This window comes from Chryseobacterium sp. BLS98, assembly GCF_001045445.1.
In the GTDB taxonomy this organism is placed as follows: domain Bacteria; phylum Bacteroidota; class Bacteroidia; order Flavobacteriales; family Weeksellaceae; genus Chryseobacterium.
In genome coordinates, this window is record NZ_LFNF01000001.1 from 1,074,586 (window position 1) to 1,092,871 (window position 18,286).

Below are 18,286 nucleotides of genomic sequence, written 5' to 3' on the forward strand. Positions count from 1 at the left end.
ATGATTACTTTTGCAGAAATATTTTTCAATGCAGAGCAAATATCCTCAGAAACCGGGAATAGATTTTATACTGAAGCAGGCTTTTTTCTACTGGAGTAAGACTCTTTTCTTTCAGCTAATATTTTCAATCTTTTCTTTTGGAATATTTTTTACAGTGGTTTTCTTCCTCGACGGGAAGTATGGCATTTTGGCCCAGTATGCAGAAGCTGCAAAATATGCGAAAGACGGTTTGGAAGCCTATTCTGCACAGATCATGAAAATACAGTCGAATCCGGGGTTTCTCTATTTTTCTTGGGCTATTATCGGGACTTCCGTATTTCTTTACCCTCTTAACATTGGGTTTTATCAGATTTACAGAAAAATTGACCTGAACGAAAAGCTTGAACTGGGAGATCTTCTTGCGGGATACAATGGCATTAATTTTTTCAAATACATAGGGTACTATATTTTCTGGTTATTTGTTTATATCTATACTTTTCAGACCATTATTCTTGCTGTTATCTGGATATTTGTTACCCTATTAGTTGCGCCGCTGATGTTTTTTACCAATAAGAGAATCTTTGAAGCTATTCCGCTAAACCTGCAGGCCTTAAGAGCTTACTTTCTGGAAATACTTGTGTGTGTTATAGTTGCGGTTATCTTTAAATATATTGGGTTTGCCCTGTTTTTTGTAGGCGGTTTATTTACCTTTCCTTTTTGGAATGCAATGATTTACTCATTGTATAAAACGATTTTCTCCGAAAAAAGTTAAATTTTAAGTAGGTTTAATGTGTTTTTATGCCAAAAAAAGTTAATTTTGGTGAAATCATTAAAATATTAAACTATGTCAGAATTTAACGAATTTGATCAACAGGGTTCGGTTCCGAACAGGGACACAGGATCCATCATTTCCCATGCTTTTGAAATGTATAAAGGGGTTTTCCTTTATGGCGTTGTAGCGATGGTAATTTATATTATAGGAGGCTTCATCATTCAGACTGTCAGCGGATTCAATTCTGCATCCATGATGGAGGAAATGAGAGATGCGGGAGGAGATTACTCAAACTTCAGCTACTGGAATGCTCCCGGCTTTTCGCTTTATCTTTCGCTTTCAGGTCTTTTGGGAATCTTACTTGCCCCGTTATATGTAGGGTTAATCTACATTGTTAATAAGTATAATACCAAAAGTCAGATTGATTTTGCAGACCTGTTTATCGGATACAAGCAGAATTTTGTGAATATCCTGATCTACAGTATTCTTTCAGGGATTATTTCAAGCGTTGCGATGATGCTTTGTTTCTTCCCGGTTATTTTTGTTTATCCTTTACTTCTATTGGGTTATCCTATTTTATTATTCGAAAATGCATCAGCTACCGAAGCTCTAGGAAAGTCTTTCAACATTGCCAAAGAAAATTACGGAACGTTTCTTGGTACAACGGTATTGGGAGCATTGATCTCTATTGCCGGAGTTATTTTGTGCGGAATCGGGGTTATTTTAACGGCACCTTTCATGATGGTCGTAATGTATTCTGCATACTGTGCTTTTTTAGGCAAACCAAGACAAATTGCATTTAAGAAATAAAATAAGAAGACAGAAAAAGAATGAATAAAGATAAACAGATAAGCAATATTGCGATAAAACAAGTTGCCCTTCTCGCCATAATTCTGGTGCTGACCGGACTGATCTGTTTTAATCTTTCATTGTTTATACCATCAGTACTTGGGGCAATCACTATTTATGTGGTCTGCAGAAAATACAATTTTTACCTGCAGGAAGAAAAAAAGTGGAAACCCTGGCTCTCATCACTTGTGCTAATGCTGGCGAGTCTTATCATTCTTATTCTTCCGGTATATTTTATTGCTGATCTCCTCATAGAGAAACTGGGAAATGCCCAGGTCTATATGGCGAAATTTAATGTATTTCTGGACAAAATACATGCCTATATCTACTCAAAAACAGGCTTTGATATTCTCAGCAAAGAGAATATGGATAAAGTGAAGAGTTCTGCCGGTAAGTTTTCCACTTCTGCGGTGAGCGGGACATTTAACACCCTTACTGTGGTGATGTCCATGTATTTTATCCTTTATTTTATGCTGGAAAGGCCAAGGCTGTTTGAGAAGATCCTGAGCTCTTCCGCTCCATTGAAAAGAGCAAATATTTCCTTAATCGGCGATAAGCTTAGAAAACTGATTATGGCCAATGCCATTGGAATCCCGGTTGTAGCTTTAGGGCAGGGGATTGTGGGCCTTGTAGGGTACTTTATTTTCGGTGCTCCGAGCCCGGTCCTTCTTTTTGCTTTAACAGCAGCGGCTTCCATGATTCCGGTTGTAGGGGCAGCTATCGTTTATATTCCGGTATGTGTATTCATGATCGCAGAAGGAAATACCGGTCAGGGACTTGGTTTGGCGGCTTACTGTTTAGTAGTGGTAGGGCTTACGGATAACCTGCTTCGTTTTACTCTCCTAAAGAAACTCGAAAATATCCATCCGCTCAATACCGTATTCGGAATTATCATGGGGATGAATTTGTTCGGTTTTATGGGCTTGATTTTCGGGCCGATTCTTATTTCGTTTACTTTACTTCTGATTCAGGTTTACAGAAATGAATTCTCAGACGAAGATACACCTCCTGAGCTCAAACTGCCTGATACAGACAATGATCAGGAAGGAAAAATTAATTTAATTGTATAAAAGTGGAAGGCGTAAATTCGGAAATATTAAAAGAGATCTGTATCGTGAAGATGCCTTTCGGAAAGTATGAAGGGACTATTCTGGCCGATCTTCCGGTAAGCTATCTGGAATGGTTTAACAGAAAAGGAATGCCTAAAGGTAAATTGGGAATGCAGCTTTCGACCGTTTACGAAATTAAATTGAACGGGTTGATGGACCTTCTGATCCCGATCAGAGCTTCTGTAAAATAGAATCTGAATTTTCTGACAATTAGAAAATATAAATTCAGGGGGGCGGCATCGAAGATGCCGCCCCCCTGAATTATTGTAATATGATTAGTTACTCTTTCAATGCTGCAATCTCATCTCTGAGTTTGGCAGCTTTTATAAAATCAAGGTTTTTGGCTGCTGCTTCCATTTCTTTCTGCTTCTGGCTGATAATTTTTTCAATATCCTTATCACCGTAGCTTGCTTTTGTTTCTGCAGCTTTTTGAAGAATCTCTTTCTGGGTATATTTCGGATCCGGGAAGTCTTTGCTTCTTCCCACAAGATTTTCTGAAATCTTTTTATTTAAAGCCTGAGGTACGAGCCCGTTTGCTTCATTATGCTGTATCTGTTTACTTCGGCGGTATTCTGTCTCGTCCAGGGTTGCCTGCATGGATTTGGTGATCTTATCCGCATACATGATCGCTTTACCATTGATATTCCTTGCAGCACGCCCTACAGTCTGTATCATGGACCTTCTGCTTCTGAGCATTCCTTCTTTATCGGCATCCAGAATGGCTACCAGAGATACTTCAGGAAGATCAAGCCCTTCTCTTAGCAGATTGACTCCGATTAGTACGTCAAAAAGCCCCAAACGAAGGTCCTGCATGATCTGGATACGCTCAAGGGTTTCTACATCCGAGTGGATATATCTCGTTCTGATCCCGAATTTTGTAAAGTATTTGGTAAGTTCCTCGGCCATTTTCTTCGTTAAGGTAGTTACCAGAACCCTTTCATCGGCATCCGCTCTTTTTTGGATTTCTTCCATTAAATCATCAATCTGGTTGATACTCGGTCTGACCTCGATTACCGGATCTAAAAGACCTGTCGGACGGATGATCTGTTCAATATAAGCCCCACCGGTTTTTTCAAGTTCATAATCTGCAGGTGTTGCAGAGACATAAATTACCTGATTCTGCATGGATTCAAACTCTTCAAATTTAAGAGGCCTGTTGTCCATCGCGGCAGGAAGCCTGAAACCGTATTCCACCAATGATTCTTTTCTGCTGCGGTCGCCCCCGTACATCGCATGAACCTGAGGAACGGTAACGTGGCTTTCGTCGATAACCATCAGGAAGTCCTTAGGAAAATAATCGATCAGGCAGAAAGGTCTTGAACCGGGAAGTCTTCCGTCAAGATATCTTGAGTAGTTTTCAATTCCTGAGCAATAACCTAATTCCTTGATCATTTCAAGATCAAGCTCCGTTCTTTCCTGAAGTCGTTTAGCTTCAAGAGGCTTCTCGATGGAGTTGAAAAAATCCACCTGCTTTACCATATCATCCTGGATGTTTCTGATTGCTCCATTCAGAGTTTCTTTTGATGTTACAAAGAGATTGGCAGGGTAGATCTGGATCTGGTCAAAATTAGATTCAACATTCCCGCTTACAGGATCAAAACTCTGAATTTTTTCAATTTCATCCCCGAAAAACTGAATCCTTACTGCATTATCAGCATAAGCTGGGAAAACATCAATAACGTCTCCTTTTACCCGGAATGTACCTCTTTGGAAATCTCCCAATGTTCTGGAATATAATGCATTAACTAGTGAATGAAGTAAGGCTGTTCTGGTCACTTTTTCTCCGATGGCCAGTGAAATAAGCGATTTATGGAATTCTGAAGGGTTCCCGATACCGTAAATGCATGAAACGGAAGCTACGATTAGTACATCCCTTCTTCCTGAAAGCAGGCTGGCTGTTGCAGAAAGACGAAGTTTCTCCACTTCTTCATTGATGCTGAGATCTTTCTCGATATATGTTCCGGTTGTGGCAATATATGCTTCCGGCTGATAGTAGTCGTAGTAGCTTACAAAATATTCAACGGCGTTATCAGGAAAAAATTCTTTAAACTCCATGAATAGCTGTGCTGCCAGGGTTTTGTTGTGAGCAAGAACCAAAGTGGGTTTTTGTACATTCTGTACAACATTTGCTATGGTAAAGGTTTTCCCGGAACCTGTTACCCCGAGAAGAGTCTGGTATTTTTCGCCGATCTCAATACCTTCGGTAAGCTTTTCAATGGCTTGCGGCTGATCGCCTGTAGGTTTATATTCTGATTGAAGATTAAATTTCATAGGAAATGATGTATACAACAAAAATACGAAAGAAATTTTTAGCCTTCATAAAGTATTTGAAAATGACTGTTTTGACGACAACTTTTTTCATCCCCCTTTTTAAATGCAAAATAAAAAACGCTATATAAGTAACATTTTTTCATTATTTATAAATTTATACCCATAAATTTTTATGGCATTATTTTTCTATTTATCTTTTTACACCAAATCTTAATGCTATGAAATTCAATCAATTTTATGTACCGGCACTCAGTGTGTTCTTACTTTTATCTTCGTGTAAAAAGAATAACGCCAATGCGCAGCAGACAGGAAACGACGGTAGTGTAGAAACCGGAAAACCGAACACAAACTACCAACCGGCTTTTAAGGGGCAAACCAGAATTAAAGCTGTAAAAACAACAACTGCCTATAAAGTGGAAGTTCTTAATAAAGACCTCGGCCGGCCTTGGGGAATTATTAATCTGCCAGACGGGAAGTTTCTTATTACCGATAAAAATGGTCATATGAACATCGTTTCCACTGATGGAAAACAGGTCTCAAAAATTGAAGGCTTCCCAAAAGTAGATGCAAAAGGACAGGGAGGAATGCTGGATGTAGCTCTTGATCCGGATTTTAAAACCAATCAGATTATTTATTTCAGCTTCTCTGAGCCGTTTGGAAAAGGGAATCTGACATCTGTAGCAAAAGGAAAACTTTCAGCACATCTTAAAAATATATCGGAAGTTAAGGTTATTTTCCGTGCTGAACCTTCCTATGATGGCGACAAGCATTACGGAAGCAGGCTGGCATTTGACAAAGACGGAAACCTTTTTGTAAGTACCGGGGAAAGATCTGATAAGGAAACAAGGGTGTATGCCCAAAGAACAGATAATTATCTTGGAAAAATACTGAAGATCACGAAAGACGGTAAACCCGCCCCTGGAAACCCATTTATAGGAAAACAAGGATTTAAGCCTGAAATTTATGCTTATGGAGTAAGAAATCCACAGGGAATGGCAATAGATCCGAACGGAACACTCTGGGATGTTGAGATGGGTCCAAGAGGAGGAGATGAAATCAACCTGATACAACCCGGAAAAAATTACGGCTGGGGAGATGTAACCTATGGAATTGAATACTCAGGAGCTAAGGTAGGAAATGGAATTACCCAAAAAGAGGGTACGGAACAACCTGTTTATTACTGGGATCCTGTAATTTCTCCAAGCGGGGTTACTTTCTATACCGGAAACATTGAGGAATGGAAGGGAAATCTAATCATCGGATGTCTTAGCGGCGAACATATTAACAGGATTGTAATGAAAGATAATAAAGTAGTAGGCGAAGAGCGGCTGCTTGCCGACCAAAAAGAACGTTTCAGAGATGTTCTGGATGGAATGGACGGTAATCTGTATGCCGTGACAGACAGCGGAAAATTATATAAAATTTCTAAAAAGTAAATAAAGATAAAGAGACTGTATTATGGATATTATCCTGGTACAGTCTCTTTCATAAAAAAAATAATTATTTAAAACTTAAAATTAAGTCGTGCGAAAGCCTGTCTTCCGGCAAAGCCCATCTGGACAGGGTCAAAAATTCCTCCTGATTCCGTATTTCCGTCTACAGCAGCGGTTTGTAATGTAGGATAACGGTTGAATAAGTTTTTGCTTCCAATAGTCAGGTTGAGGTTTTTGGAGAATTCATATCCAAAAGAAATGTCGGTAGTTACTTTTGCGCCATAAAACTGGTAATCATCTGCTCCACCATACCCGATTAGTTTCACTTTGTCAAACCTTACAAGCTGAACATTGGCATTGAACTTATTGATTTTATAATTTAAGTTCAGATTAACCTTAGTTTTAGGAGCCGAAGCTAAAATAAATGCCTTTTCCCTTGCGCTTAAAAAGATATCTTCTTTGCCTTTTAGCTTTTCTGGAACATTTACTTTAGTAATCTCCATATCATTATAGTTTCCTGCTAATGTGGCGGTAAGTTTTCCCGGACCAACATTATCAGTGTAGCTTAAAATAACATCTACTCCTTTAGTTCTTGTATCTAGTGCATTAGAAAAGAATTGAGCTTGATCAATGTGGTTGGCGACTAGAATATCACCGATGGCATCGTCATCTTGAGGAAAATTTCCTGTTAAAACTATTCTGTCCTTGACTTTAATGTAATAACCATCTATTGTTGCTGTAAATTTTGCAGTATTAAACGTAAATCCGGCGCTTCCATTTAAAGATGTCTCCTGTTTTAATTGAGGAATTACAAGTTTTGCAAGATCACTATCATTGGCAGCAAGCTGGATTGTTACAAGTTTGTTAGCCTGGAAATTCGTAAACTGAAGGCTGTAATATTTTTGTGCCAAAGAAGGGGCTCTGAATCCGGTGGAAACAGATCCTCTGAAGGCAAACTGTGGGGTAAATGCATATCGTGTCGCAAATTTACCATTCAAAGTGCTTCCGAAATCATTGTAATTCTCAAACCTTCCGGCTACGCTAACCATCCATTTTTTAGTAATATCTAGCTCGGTATCTACATAAGCAGCAAAATTGTTCCTGTTTTTTTTAAATTCCTGGGAATATCCAGGAAACCCTTGTGATCCTCCTGGTCTTGTATTCCCATTGAGAGGGTTCTTCACCCACAAACTTTCTGGAGTATCAGTTGTTACAACATTCCCATTGATGTCATACATGGCATAAGACGCTTCTTCTCCCTTGATGAGCTCAAACTGCTCATACCTGAATTCAGATCCGAAAGCAACGTTTAAACCTTCCAGTACTTTGAACTGTTTTGAAGCATTAAATCCGGTTGTATTCTGTAAAAGAGCATGCCCGCCGGCATTGAAACTCGTGGGTGACTTTACTCCCAGAGTAGCATTAATGGTATTGTCTATCTGATAAGTAAACCTGTTGCTTCCGAATGCATTGTAAAAATCAACATCCCAATTGGCAACCTTAAATTTCAGGCCGTTATCGAACGTGAAATCTGTAATGCTTGTATTCTCTATCGGGTTAAAACCATTAGGGTATATTTCAGGAATATTTCCATCGGCATCCGGAGTTCTTGTCCATGCATAAGCATTGGTTTTACGGTAAGAAAACCCCTGTCGGGAATAGAATTTTAAGCCGTCAGATAAAGGCAGCTCCACGTTTCCGAAGAAATAAACATTCTGGGATTTTGCATCACCAAATCTTTCTCTCGGGGATGTATATTTTTCAGGGTTTGCATTTCTTATAGTGCGGTCTTTATTAACGAATTCAACGGTGAAGTTACCGAATCCACCCTTATTTCCTATTTTCGTTCCTAAATTTCCGCTGAAATCAAAGGTGGTTCCGTCTACTTTATGATCCGATACCACATCATTGCTTCCCGGACTTTTAAAAAGATTCATTCCGTAAAATGCGTTGCCTTCAAAGCCATGATTGCGGTCATTAAGAATAACGTTGATAACCCCGGCAATTGCATCAGAACCATATTGTGCGGAAGCTCCGTCACGGAGCACTTCAATCCTTTTTATAGCTCCGATGGGAATGGTATTCATGTCCGAACCTGTATTTCCCCTTCCTTTTGTTCCGAAAACGTTGATCAGGGAAGATTGGTGGTATCTTTTTCCGTTCAGTAAGAGAAGGGTTTGATCAGGTCCAAGTCCCCGCAATGTTGCCGGATCCGTGGCATCAGCTCCATCCGATCCGGACTGTTTATTGGAATTGAATGAAGGTGCACTGAACTGAAGAAGCTGGTTGACTTCTATCTGCCCCGTTGACTGACTTACCTGTTTGATGTCAATGACGTCAACAGGAACAGGGGTATTGGTAACAGTTCTCTTCTTATTCCGGCTTCCGGTAATGGAAACTTCATCTATTTTTGATTCTTTGGAAATGGTATCATTAGTATTTTGGGAATACAGTAGTGATGCAGTTCCTAAAAAAAGAATGCTCGTGTACTTCAATCTCATATTTCGTATTTAAGTTAGTGATTATATCAAAAATATTGAATTTTACTATTAAATCAATATGAAAATACGCTATTGTGTAAGAATTATTTAAATTAAGTTAAATTTTCATTAAATAAAGAAAAATATAAACTTAAAATACATAAATTAAGAAAATTTTTAACTTTAAAAACTTTTAATTATACGATCAAGCCCTTCTTCTAAAATTTCCCGGGACGTAGAAAAGCAGATTCTGATATGTCCTTCTGCCCCTTTTCCGAACCATCTTTCTGATCCGGGAACCACGGCTACCTTTCCATGCTGTAATACGTGTTGTGTAAATTCATCGCTGGTTAAATTATTTTGAATTTTCGGGAATAATACAAAAGTGGCTTCGGGTAAATTGGGGCTAAGGATTTCTGAATGGTTCAGGATGTTAAAAGCAAGGTCTCTGTTGTGCTGAAGATGGTTCAGGAACTCTTTATACCAGGGTTTTGCCCTTTCCAGAGCCACACTCCCTGCGATCTGTGAAAGTGTTGAAACTCCTTCTATTGTAGAATTAAAATTGGATTTTTCTGTAAAATCATCAAGGATTTCCTGGTCATTGCATAAAACGGCACCGATTCTCAGCCCTGCAATTCCAAATGATTTTGAAAATCCATATACCGTAAAGCTCTTTTTCTTCGCTTCTTCTGAAACTGAAGAATAGGTATGAAATTCTTTATCGTCATAAATAATATCGCTCCATATTTCATCACTCATTACCCAAAGGTCATGGGCGGACGCAATTTCTGATATTTTTTTCAAAACTTCCTTAGAATATACTTTTCCCAGTGGATTGTGGGGATTGCATATGCTGATCAGTTTTGTTTTGGGATTGATGAGTTCTATAAGTTTTTCAAAATCGATAGCTCCCGATATATGATCTACCGGGCACAGCCTTACGGTTCCGCCGGCTGCCTCCACAGATTTTTTAAACAGGAAGTCTACAGGGTCTAAAATAATAGCCTCATCTCCCGGCTTTAAAACATAGGAAGCGATCAGGAACATTCCCTGCGCAGCACTGTTGACGGCAAGTACATTTTCCGGGGTAAAACTGCCGTGTTTTTCTATGTTAAAATGTTCGGCAACGTTTTTCTTGAACTCCGGAAGCCCGGAGAATGGTCCGTAACTCAAATAGCCGTCTTTTATATACTCAATAATTCCCTGCTCTATTTCCGGAGCGGTTCTGAAGTCCGGGTCAGCAGCGGTAAGAGGAATAATACCTTCTTCTATAGTGGCCCATCTTCCGTTATAAGCTTTCCTTTTTAAAGCATCAAAATTAATATCGTTGTTGGTAAACATTTCTTTATTTATATGATATGGGTAAAATATTTTCTGTCTGCTCGTGAAGAGGTTTTAAAAACTGATCCAGCAGAATCCTTCCGTTTCTGATGTGGATTTCTATTTCAGGCTTTCTTTCCGCTTCGTACTTTCTGAATGCTTCAGCGGGACCCTTTTCTGAAATCAGATGTTGGGTCAGTGTAAAAGAATCCTTTAATGCTGAGGTTACCCCCTGGCTCGTAAAGGGAATAAGCGGATGAGCAGCATCTCCGATGAAAACAATATTATCCTTATAAAAAGGATTAAGTTTTTCCAGCTCATAAACCCTCCACAAATGAACATTTTTGTAATCGGATTCCTTAACGATAGAAGATACCATGGGATCCCACTCATCGAAAACTTCAAACATATAGTTTTTAAGGTTGTCAACAGAACATTGCTCACTGATCTTATATTTTTCATTGTCAAACTGTGAATACCAAAGTATCGTGTCTTCAGAAAGCTTAAGGATTCCAAAAGTCAGCCCGCCGTCTTCATGGTGATATTTCATAAAATTATTTTCAAGGCGGGCGGCAATATCCTTATGTTTGATGATATTGACAATTTCGCTTTCCTGTACGGACCGCATCACTTCATCCTCAAATATTTGCCTCCTGATACGGCTTTTAGATCCATCAGAAACAATCGCCAGATCAGAGTCTATATAGGTTCCGTCCTGTTTTTTCAGTTTTCCTTTTTGGAGATGACATGGGGTTATTGTTTCACCATAGGTAATTTTTCCGGCCGGAATATTCCTGGCAAGAATCTCGATCAGGGAGCTTCTGGAAATAACAAAGACATCCTGCAGCTCTTTTTCTGCAAGTATTTTTCCAGTATGGGAATACCGGATATATTTTTTTAAAAAGTTACCTTGTTTAAAAAGTACAGACGGATCAATAATCTGTGAAAGATATTCTATTCCTTCTTTCGGAAGCAGAAAACCATGGCCGGTAAGATCATCTTTCTTTCTCCTTTCGTAAATGTGGTAATCTAATTGGTGTTTTTCTAAGTAACTCGCTATGCTTAAGCCGGAGATGCCGGCGCCCACGACAGCAATTTTGTTCATCTCGGAATAGTGGATTTTTTCAGTTAGTGTTTCAGCTTACGTTCTGTAAACTATTTATTTGATAAGTGCAAATGTAAATTAAAAACATTCATTAATTGAAAAAAATAATTGGATATGGTTTAAAAATGATTGAATATAAAGTGAAAAACATAACATTTTGCATGCTGTCATGAAAAAAGTGCAGTTATTTCTTTCTTAAAGTTAATACATCAAAAAACCGGGAAATAAATCCCGGTTTCAGTTTTATGCCTCTTCAAGCTGAACTGTAAAGTGTCTTAACAGATCAGGCTCCCAGGTTATTTTATACCCTTTGGAAATGTCTTCACGTCTTTCATAAACGTTTTTGATTGCTGCTGCAATATAATCCATATGGTTATTCGTGTAGGTTCTTCTTGGGATGGCAAGACGCACAAGTTCCAGTTTCGGATAACGGTTTTCTCTGGTTTCAGGATCTCTGTCTGCCAGCAATGTGCCGATCTCTACGGTTCTGATACCTGCTTCCTTGTAAATTTCCAGCCCTAAGGTTTGTGCCGGATATTCTGCCCGGGATACTTTGGGAAGGAAATTCAGGGAATCGATGAAAACAGCGTGACCTCCAATCGGCTTCTGAACGGGGATTCCGTATTCAATCAGTTTATTGCCAAGATATTCTACCTGTGAAATTCTGCTTTCAAGGTAAGCGAATTCAGTGGCCTCGTCCAATCCTACGGCTAAGGCAGCCATATCTCTTCCGGCCATTCCTCCGTAAGTGATGAAACCTTCGTAGATAATTGTGAAATTGGAAGCTTTTCTGAAAACTTCTTCACTGTTTAAAGCTATAAATCCTCCGATATTGACCAGTCCGTCTTTTTTGGAGCTCATCGTCATTCCGTCCCCGTAAGAGAAGATCTCTTTACAGATTTCTTTAATGCTTCGGTTTTCCTGGCCCTGCTCTCTTTTTTTGATGAAATAGGCATTTTCTGCAAATCTTGCCGAATCGAAGAAAACAGGAATTCCATAACGGTCAGATAATTCTTTTACAGCTCTCATGTTTTCCAGAGAAACAGGCTGTCCTCCTGAAGAATTACATGTAATGGTAATCAGACAGAAAGGAATATTTTCTTTCGGATGGCTTTTGTAGACCTCTTCCAGTTTTTCTAAATTGATGTTTCCTTTAAACGGGTGAAGATCATTGATGTCAAAAGCTTCATCAATAGTACAGTCGATAGCGTGTGCTTTTCTGAACTCGATGTGTCCTTTGGTAGTGTCGAAATGGGAGTTTCCGGGCACCACGTCACCTTCTTTTACAAGAACGGAGAAAAGGACGTTTTCAGCGGCTCTTCCCTGGTGGGTAGGCAGTAAATATTTAAATCCGGTGATTTTTTCAACAGTATTCTGAAGCTGTTCAAAAGAGCGTGATCCTGCATAGCTTTCATCTCCGGTCATCAGGGCACCCCATTGTCTATCGGACATGGCTCCCGTCCCTGAATCAGTAAGAAGATCAATGAAAACCTGTGATGATTTAAGGTTAAAAAGATTATAATTCGCTTCTTTAAGCCACTGTTCTCTTTCTTCTCTTGTAGACTGGCGGATTTCCTCTACCATTTTAATACGGAATGGTTCCGCGTACGGTAATTTCATGCGTTAAAATATTTTATTAGATTGTTTGTAAAGAAAATTGGTTTGAAAATAAATTCAAATTCATCAATATATATTTAAAAAGGAGCGGAAGAATTACTCCGGTGCTTTAAATATATTGTCATCCGAATGGAATCCGGCTACACCGCCGCTTACCGCAAACTTCATGGCTGAAGCTGCAGTCATTCCCACTACGGGCTTGATGTTTTTTTCTTCAGTAACAATTACCCATCCTGAAATAGCATAGGAGTGGGGCAGATATACCGCAACGTAATTGTGCTTGTCGACGTCCGACATTTCTTTTTGGGTAAGAAAGCCTATTCTCCAGATCTCCGGATTTTCATTGGTTTTTACCCAGACAGGATCGTTGAATTTTTTCTTATCACCTACAAACGATGACATGACGTCTTTTGTAGGGGTGTAAATATGTTTTACTCCTGGAGTTTTTTCAAGAAACCGGTCCATAGTGTCGAAAAAGAATTTTCCAACCACAAACTTATTTCCAAGATAGCCAAGAACAGCAGTCATCAGTATGGTTGAAATAAAAACCAGCCCGGGAATCTCTTTTGCGACGGAAGGAATAATATTGTCAATAGCACTCACAATATACCAGATCACAAAGATCGTAAGCCCGATAGGGCCAATAATAACCAGTCCCTGAAAGAAATTTTTCAGAAAAAAATTGGTAATATTTTCGAAGGTCGGTTTTTTCAACGTAGAATCTTTACTTTTTATTTTATCCGTGGATGGTCTCTTTGTTTCCGTACGATTTTATGATATTGGCTTCATATTCAAGCCATTCTTCCCAACGCTGATTTACTTTTTCGGGATTTCCAAGCTGTCTTGCAAACCCGATAAATGTAGTGTAATGGTTGGCTTCTGAAATCATCAAATCCCTATAGAAGGTTTTTAATTCTTCGTCTTTGATGTTTTCTGTTAACACTTTAAATCTCTCACAGCTTCTTGCCTCTATCATCGCGGCGAAAAGCATTTTGTCAACAATGAGATCATCTCTGTTGCCTCCTTTCTGAATGAAATTCACAAGCTCATTTACATAGTCATCTTTTCTGATGCGCCCAAAAGTATACCCACGTTTTTTAATGATCTCATGAACCTGATTGAAATGATCCAGCTCTTCCTGCGCAATGGCCAGAAGTTCTGTGACAATCTCAGTATATTCAGGAAGCATTGTAATTAAGCCGATGGCATTAGTGGCGGCTTTCTGCTCGCACCATGCATGATCCGTTAAAATTTCCTCAATGTTTTCCTCTGCAATATTAGCCCACCTTGGATCGGTAGGTAGTTTCAACTTAAACATGTTTTGAATTTTCTGTAAAATTAAAATAAATTGCGAGAAGTAAGAAGTTTTATTAAAATTTTAAAAAAGGTTTAAATGTTTTTAATAAAAGTGAATAGAAATATTGGTATTTTTTTTGATATTCTATATTTATAATTAAAAATCTAAACAATGGAAACACTTACAACTTTAAAAAATAAGCTTAACACAGGGTTAGCTTTTTTAGTTATGATCTTTATGTCTGCAATGTCATTTGCACAGAATAACGATACCGGTACGGTAACGGCTGATAAAACTGTTAACTCAACAAGTACAAGCACAACCACCACGGAATGGTATACGAATCCGGTATATCTCATTGTAGGAGCTATTGTCCTTCTTATCATTATTGTTCTTTTAACAAGAGGTTCAAAAAGAGAGAGAGATTAATCGGCGGCGGTTTTTTTCCGTAAAAACTCAAGGATTTTCCAGCCTAGATCATCTACTTTTTTTAATCCCGCTGCAATGATGAATGCTAAAATGATGTTCACGATATAAATAAGCATCATTAAAATCCACCAAGGCATATTTTCTTTTAGCGGAACGACTACAAAATAAACCAAAGAAGAGCTGATTCCTTGGGCAAAATAAAAGAAGATCGCATTCTTTCCGATATGGGTTACAAAGTTTTCTTTTGTAATTTTTAATCTGTTATAAAGGACGAACAATGTGGTTGATGAGAATAGTGACCAAATGATATAAGGAATCTTCGGAGGAAATTTATTTTTATTGATCTTATAAAAAATGTCGCTTCCGTAATACCAGAACATCCAGATTAAAGCTGCTGCCACTATCGTATATAGGACGGGAACAAATCTGTCTTGAATTTTTTTTCTGCGCATTCTATTGGCAATTAAGAATATGGCGAGATAAAAAGCAACATAACCTACTTGTCCTCCGGGGTAATATTCCGGAAAAATATTGAATAATAAAGTCAAAACCAGGCATAGGCCAATAAACCAATTGATATGTTTTGGGAAAAATCTCAGGATCAGAACTCCAAAAACAGCTAGAATAAAATAGACTTTCAGATACCAGAAGCTTCCCATCACAACGGGGAATGTATCAGCGTTCGTATATTGGTGAAGATACCAGTTACCGAGATTCTGCCATTGGGGAACATCTGAAACGCCGGTAGCTGCATATTTAGATCCAAACGTTGAATAAAAACTCTGGAGCCATTCCATAGAAAAAAACGTTAATCCAAAAACTTTGAAAAAATAGTCCAGGAAGAACAGGAATGTTACAAAGATCATATAAGTGATCTGAAGTTTTAACAATCTGTAAAATGTTTTTTCAATATTCGATCCGGAAGTAATTCCGCTTAAGGCATAAAAGAGGGCTACATCAAAAACCAGGGAAAATACCCTTACTTCTGCGGGAATGTAAAACTGCCCGGACCAGAAAGCGGTATGGATAAATATGATGGAAAGCGTTGCCATTCCCTTGGCAAAATCAATGTAGAGGTCTCTGTTCATTATTATAGGATCTGGTTCAAAAGTAAATAAACTTTGGGATATGTATCAAATAAACTAAAAAGAGACAGAACATTGCTGCCTGCCTCCTTTGTTAAATATGCTAAAAATGAATGTTTATTTAAGTTGCTTAAATTGTTCTTCAGAGATTTCTCCGGTCTGGATTTTTCTAAGTTCGTCCATGTATTTGCTCATATAGGCATCGATTTCTGGGTTTACAGAATTTTTACCCATTTTATAAGTACCGTTCAATACTCCTTGGTAATAGTAAAAGAAGTTATAGTCAAAATTAGCGGCAGTAAGGTCATACTGTCCAAGAAGGAATCCTAAACGTACTGCAGATCTTCTTTGAGGAGGGGTCCCATGGTGGTTGGCGCTTGAAGTCTGGTAATCTCCGATACTTTGTGCAAATTCATAGGCTGCAGCAATTTCTGAGAAATTGGTTTTGTTGTAGCCGTTTGGTCTTCTTAAATAATATCCTGCAAAACCATCTGCTTCCAGTTCGTTGGGTCTTGCTGTATTTTCACTTACAGAAGGCAGTCCAAAAATGTACTGCAGCTGGTGGCCATACTCATGGGCAAGGATCATGGCATTTACAATATCGCCTCCTTTATTTTTGGCATCTGCATAAATGGCATAGCCATAATAAATTTTTCCTGTGGAATAGGAAATTGCATTGTAGGTAGAACCAAAATTAGAAGGGTCATCTACAAATCGTAAAGTTGGGTTGCTTCTTCCCCAAAGACTGGCGATTTTGGTCATCTGGGAATTCATAAAATTGGTATCTGCCGCGTATTGAAGACCTGTTTTAAGAACGGCTGTTGAGCTCCAGTATTGGTCTACATAAGAACAGCTCTTTTCAAGATCTCCGGGCTGTTCGATCTTGGCGCTGGCAGATTGAGATTCCGGAAGAACAGATTCTTCCATTTTGTCATCACGGCACGCTGATAATGAAAAAGCGGCAATGGCTCCTGCTAATAAGCAGAATTTAAAGTTTCTTTTCATGTAAAATATTTTTTGGTGATAACGAAGGTATAAAATTATCTGTTATAAATGAGCGCTTTATGTAAAAAATTATTCAAAATATAGTGAAATGATTTTTTGTTATGATTTTTGTGAAAAAATATGGAACTGATTGTAAGCTATTTAGAAATTTATTTATATATTTGCACCTCGAAATAACTAAAAATTTTATAAACAATGTTTGCAATTGTAGAAATAGCAGGGCTTCAATACAAAGTTGAGCAAGACCAGAAGTTGTTTGTAAACCGTTTAAAAGGAGAAAAAGGAGACAAAGTTTCTTTTGATAAAATTCTTCTTACTGTAAACGGTTCAATCACTGTAGGCGCCCCAGCTGTAAGCGGAATCACTGTAGATGCAGAGATCCTAGACCACGTAAAAGCTGATAAAGTAATCGTTTTCAAAAAGAAAAGAAGAAAAGGTTATCAGGTTAAAAACGGTCACAGACAATCTTTAACTCAAATTAAAATCACTGGTATCACTGGTTTTGACGGAAGTACAAAGAAAGCTGCTAAAAAAGAAACTGTAAAAGCTGAAGTTCTTTCAGACAACGCTACGGTTAACTTTGGTGAAGATCATGAACTGAACTATCACTTGAAGAAAAACAACCTGTCTCAGTCTAAAGAAAACAGAGAAACTTTAATTACTTTAGGTAAAGCAGTTAAAGTTGAATTAGAAAAGACTGTTCTTACTCATGAAGAAGTAGATGCTGCTATCATTAAGAACATCGATCAATTTAAAGCACTTAACAAATAATCCAGTAATAAAATGGCACACAAGAAAGGAGTCGGTAGTTCCAAGAACGGTAGAGAGTCTCACTCTAAAAGATTAGGTGTGAAGATTTTCGGAGGACAAGATGCTATTGCCGGAAATATTATTATCAGACAGAGAGGTACGCAACACCACCCGGGTGAAAACGTGGGAATTGGTAAAGACCATACTTTGTTTGCATTAGTAGACGGTAAAGTAGTTTTCAGAAAGAAAGCAAACAACAGATCTTTCGTATCTGTAGAGCCAAACGCATAATCATTTAAGCGTTTTATAAATTAAACCTCGGCATTCGCTGAGGTTTTTTTATTTTGTCCTGTTCCAAAAAGATAGATATATTGATATAGTAAAGAAAACCGATACTTTCGATTTAAACCACCAGTTCCGGAAGTATCTGATTTTATCCTCAACCTTATATACGCTAAAATAAATAGTAAACTCTAATTCTGGAAAGGGAGGTGAAAAAAATTAAACATTAGTTTGAAAATTTTACTACTGTATACCAGCTTCTTACGGCTTTACATGAACTAAAAATGAATTTTATGTTAACTATATTTGTTTTGTGATGTAATAAGGATGTATCTTTGCCCCACTGAAAACGAGAGTAGACGGTAGCGCAGAAGAGCTTTTAGATAAGCATAACTATTTAAAAAAGCTTAAAAAGATATAAGGAAAACGAGCTTAAAACTTTTTAGAAATAAAAGGTTGCGGGTTTTAAAATTTTTCATATCTTTGCAGTCCGGTTAAACGGG

Annotated in this window: 17 protein-coding genes; 8 read left to right on the forward strand and 9 right to left on the reverse strand. The window is 38.1% G+C overall.

What is annotated here, in order from left to right; translation table 11 throughout:
* The first annotated feature begins 28 nt into the window (after positions 1-28).
* From ACM40_RS04845 to ACM40_RS04860, 4 genes are all read left to right on the forward strand, one after another.
* The gene (locus ACM40_RS04845; RefSeq protein ID WP_048501647.1) at positions 29-751 is read left to right on the forward strand and encodes a hypothetical protein; all 723 of its coding nucleotides are present in this window, start codon (positions 29-31) and stop codon (positions 749-751) included.
* A 72-nt stretch (positions 752-823) separates the two neighbouring features.
* Positions 824-1,561, forward strand: a complete 738-nt coding sequence (locus ACM40_RS04850; protein ID WP_048501648.1) for a hypothetical protein — start codon at positions 824-826, stop codon at positions 1,559-1,561.
* Between the two features lie 20 nt (positions 1,562-1,581).
* A complete protein-coding gene (locus ACM40_RS04855; protein WP_048501649.1) occupies positions 1,582-2,670 on the forward strand; it encodes an AI-2E family transporter in 1,089 nt (362 codons plus the stop codon).
* A gap of 2 nt (positions 2,671-2,672) precedes the next feature.
* Positions 2,673-2,900 carry a DUF3820 family protein gene (locus tag ACM40_RS04860; RefSeq protein ID WP_083996787.1) on the forward strand — a complete coding sequence of 76 codons (228 nt, stop codon included), beginning with the start codon at positions 2,673-2,675 and terminating at the stop codon, positions 2,898-2,900.
* 88 nt (positions 2,901-2,988) lie between these two features.
* On the opposite strand, the gene uvrB is transcribed toward ACM40_RS04860, so the two are convergent.
* Positions 2,989-4,980 (reverse strand): excinuclease ABC subunit UvrB, encoded by a 1,992-nt coding sequence (gene uvrB, locus ACM40_RS04865; RefSeq protein ID WP_048501650.1) that lies wholly within the window; start codon positions 4,978-4,980, stop codon positions 2,989-2,991.
* Positions 4,981-5,198: 218 nt separating this feature from the next.
* On the opposite strand from uvrB, the gene ACM40_RS04870 reads away from it, so the two are divergent.
* On the forward strand, positions 5,199-6,416 hold the full coding sequence (locus ACM40_RS04870; RefSeq protein ID WP_048501651.1) for a PQQ-dependent sugar dehydrogenase: 1,218 nt from the start codon (positions 5,199-5,201) through the stop codon (positions 6,414-6,416).
* A 68-nt stretch (positions 6,417-6,484) separates the two neighbouring features.
* Here the strand turns inward: ACM40_RS04870 and ACM40_RS04875 are convergent, their stop codons facing one another.
* From ACM40_RS04875 to ACM40_RS04900, 6 genes are all read right to left on the reverse strand, one after another.
* Positions 6,485-8,914, reverse strand: coding sequence for a TonB-dependent receptor plug domain-containing protein (locus tag ACM40_RS04875; protein WP_048501652.1), 2,430 nt, complete (start codon positions 8,912-8,914; stop codon positions 6,485-6,487).
* A 162-nt stretch (positions 8,915-9,076) separates the two neighbouring features.
* Positions 9,077-10,234 carry a pyridoxal phosphate-dependent aminotransferase gene (locus ACM40_RS04880; protein WP_048501653.1) on the reverse strand — a complete coding sequence of 386 codons (1,158 nt, stop codon included), beginning with the start codon at positions 10,232-10,234 and terminating at the stop codon, positions 9,077-9,079.
* A gap of 4 nt (positions 10,235-10,238) precedes the next feature.
* Entirely contained in the window at positions 10,239-11,318 is a 1,080-nt protein-coding gene (locus ACM40_RS04885; protein WP_048501654.1) for an FAD-dependent monooxygenase, read from the reverse strand.
* A 243-nt stretch (positions 11,319-11,561) separates the two neighbouring features.
* A complete protein-coding gene (locus ACM40_RS04890) occupies positions 11,562-12,938 on the reverse strand; it encodes a tryptophanase (protein WP_048501655.1) in 1,377 nt (458 codons plus the stop codon).
* A gap of 93 nt (positions 12,939-13,031) precedes the next feature.
* Complete coding sequence (locus ACM40_RS04895; RefSeq protein ID WP_040992774.1) at positions 13,032-13,649, reverse strand: DUF502 domain-containing protein; 618 nt, start codon at positions 13,647-13,649, stop codon at positions 13,032-13,034.
* A 22-nt stretch (positions 13,650-13,671) separates the two neighbouring features.
* A complete protein-coding gene (locus tag ACM40_RS04900; protein ID WP_048501656.1) occupies positions 13,672-14,253 on the reverse strand; it encodes a tRNA-(ms[2]io[6]A)-hydroxylase in 582 nt (193 codons plus the stop codon).
* Positions 14,254-14,403: 150 nt separating this feature from the next.
* Here ACM40_RS04900 and ACM40_RS04905 point away from each other — a divergent pair, with 150 nt between their 5' ends.
* Positions 14,404-14,661, forward strand: a complete 258-nt coding sequence (locus tag ACM40_RS04905) for a hypothetical protein (RefSeq protein ID WP_048501657.1) — start codon at positions 14,404-14,406, stop codon at positions 14,659-14,661.
* Here ACM40_RS04905 and ACM40_RS04910 read toward each other — a convergent pair.
* Both ACM40_RS04910 and ACM40_RS04915 read right to left on the reverse strand, forming a co-directional pair.
* Positions 14,658-15,749, reverse strand: a complete 1,092-nt coding sequence (locus ACM40_RS04910; RefSeq protein ID WP_048501658.1) for an acyltransferase family protein — start codon at positions 15,747-15,749, stop codon at positions 14,658-14,660. The two genes, ACM40_RS04905 and ACM40_RS04910, sit on opposite strands and share 4 nt — an antisense overlap.
* A 114-nt stretch (positions 15,750-15,863) precedes the next feature.
* A complete protein-coding gene (locus tag ACM40_RS04915) occupies positions 15,864-16,751 on the reverse strand; it encodes a metalloprotease (RefSeq protein ID WP_048501659.1) in 888 nt (295 codons plus the stop codon).
* Between the two features lie 195 nt (positions 16,752-16,946).
* On the opposite strand from ACM40_RS04915, the gene rplU reads away from it, so the two are divergent.
* Positions 16,947-17,522 carry a 50S ribosomal protein L21 gene (rplU, locus tag ACM40_RS20225; RefSeq protein ID WP_073062670.1) on the forward strand — a complete coding sequence of 192 codons (576 nt, stop codon included), beginning with the start codon at positions 16,947-16,949 and terminating at the stop codon, positions 17,520-17,522.
* A gap of 12 nt (positions 17,523-17,534) precedes the next feature.
* Positions 17,535-17,792 carry a 50S ribosomal protein L27 gene (rpmA, locus tag ACM40_RS04925; protein ID WP_027383144.1) on the forward strand — a complete coding sequence of 86 codons (258 nt, stop codon included), beginning with the start codon at positions 17,535-17,537 and terminating at the stop codon, positions 17,790-17,792.
* Positions 17,793-18,286: the final 494 nt, after the last annotated feature.

Bases quoted from the DNA above. Each gene is read 5' to 3' on its own strand.
- ACM40_RS04845 (WP_048501647.1), top strand. From the start codon at position 29: ATGCAGAGCAAATATCCTCAGAAACCGGGAATAGATTTTATACTGAAG.
- ACM40_RS04850 (WP_048501648.1), top strand. From the start codon at position 824: ATGTCAGAATTTAACGAATTTGATCAACAGGGTTCGGTTCCGAACAGG.
- ACM40_RS04855 (WP_048501649.1), top strand. From the start codon at position 1,582: ATGAATAAAGATAAACAGATAAGCAATATTGCGATAAAACAAGTTGCC.
- uvrB (WP_048501650.1), bottom strand. From the start codon at position 4,980: ATGAAATTTAATCTTCAATCAGAATATAAACCTACAGGCGATCAGCCG.
- ACM40_RS04870 (WP_048501651.1), top strand. From the start codon at position 5,199: ATGAAATTCAATCAATTTTATGTACCGGCACTCAGTGTGTTCTTACTT.
- ACM40_RS04875 (WP_048501652.1), bottom strand. From the start codon at position 8,914: ATGAGATTGAAGTACACGAGCATTCTTTTTTTAGGAACTGCATCACTA.
- ACM40_RS04880 (WP_048501653.1), bottom strand. From the start codon at position 10,234: ATGTTTACCAACAACGATATTAATTTTGATGCTTTAAAAAGGAAAGCT.
- ACM40_RS04885 (WP_048501654.1), bottom strand. From the start codon at position 11,318: ATGAACAAAATTGCTGTCGTGGGCGCCGGCATCTCCGGCTTAAGCATA.
- ACM40_RS04890 (WP_048501655.1), bottom strand. From the start codon at position 12,938: ATGAAATTACCGTACGCGGAACCATTCCGTATTAAAATGGTAGAGGAA.
- ACM40_RS04900 (WP_048501656.1), bottom strand. From the start codon at position 14,253: ATGTTTAAGTTGAAACTACCTACCGATCCAAGGTGGGCTAATATTGCA.
- ACM40_RS04905 (WP_048501657.1), top strand. From the start codon at position 14,404: ATGGAAACACTTACAACTTTAAAAAATAAGCTTAACACAGGGTTAGCT.
- ACM40_RS04910 (WP_048501658.1), bottom strand. From the start codon at position 15,749: ATGAACAGAGACCTCTACATTGATTTTGCCAAGGGAATGGCAACGCTT.
- ACM40_RS04915 (WP_048501659.1), bottom strand. From the start codon at position 16,751: ATGAAAAGAAACTTTAAATTCTGCTTATTAGCAGGAGCCATTGCCGCT.
- rplU (WP_073062670.1), top strand. From the start codon at position 16,947: ATGTTTGCAATTGTAGAAATAGCAGGGCTTCAATACAAAGTTGAGCAA.
- rpmA (WP_027383144.1), top strand. From the start codon at position 17,535: ATGGCACACAAGAAAGGAGTCGGTAGTTCCAAGAACGGTAGAGAGTCT.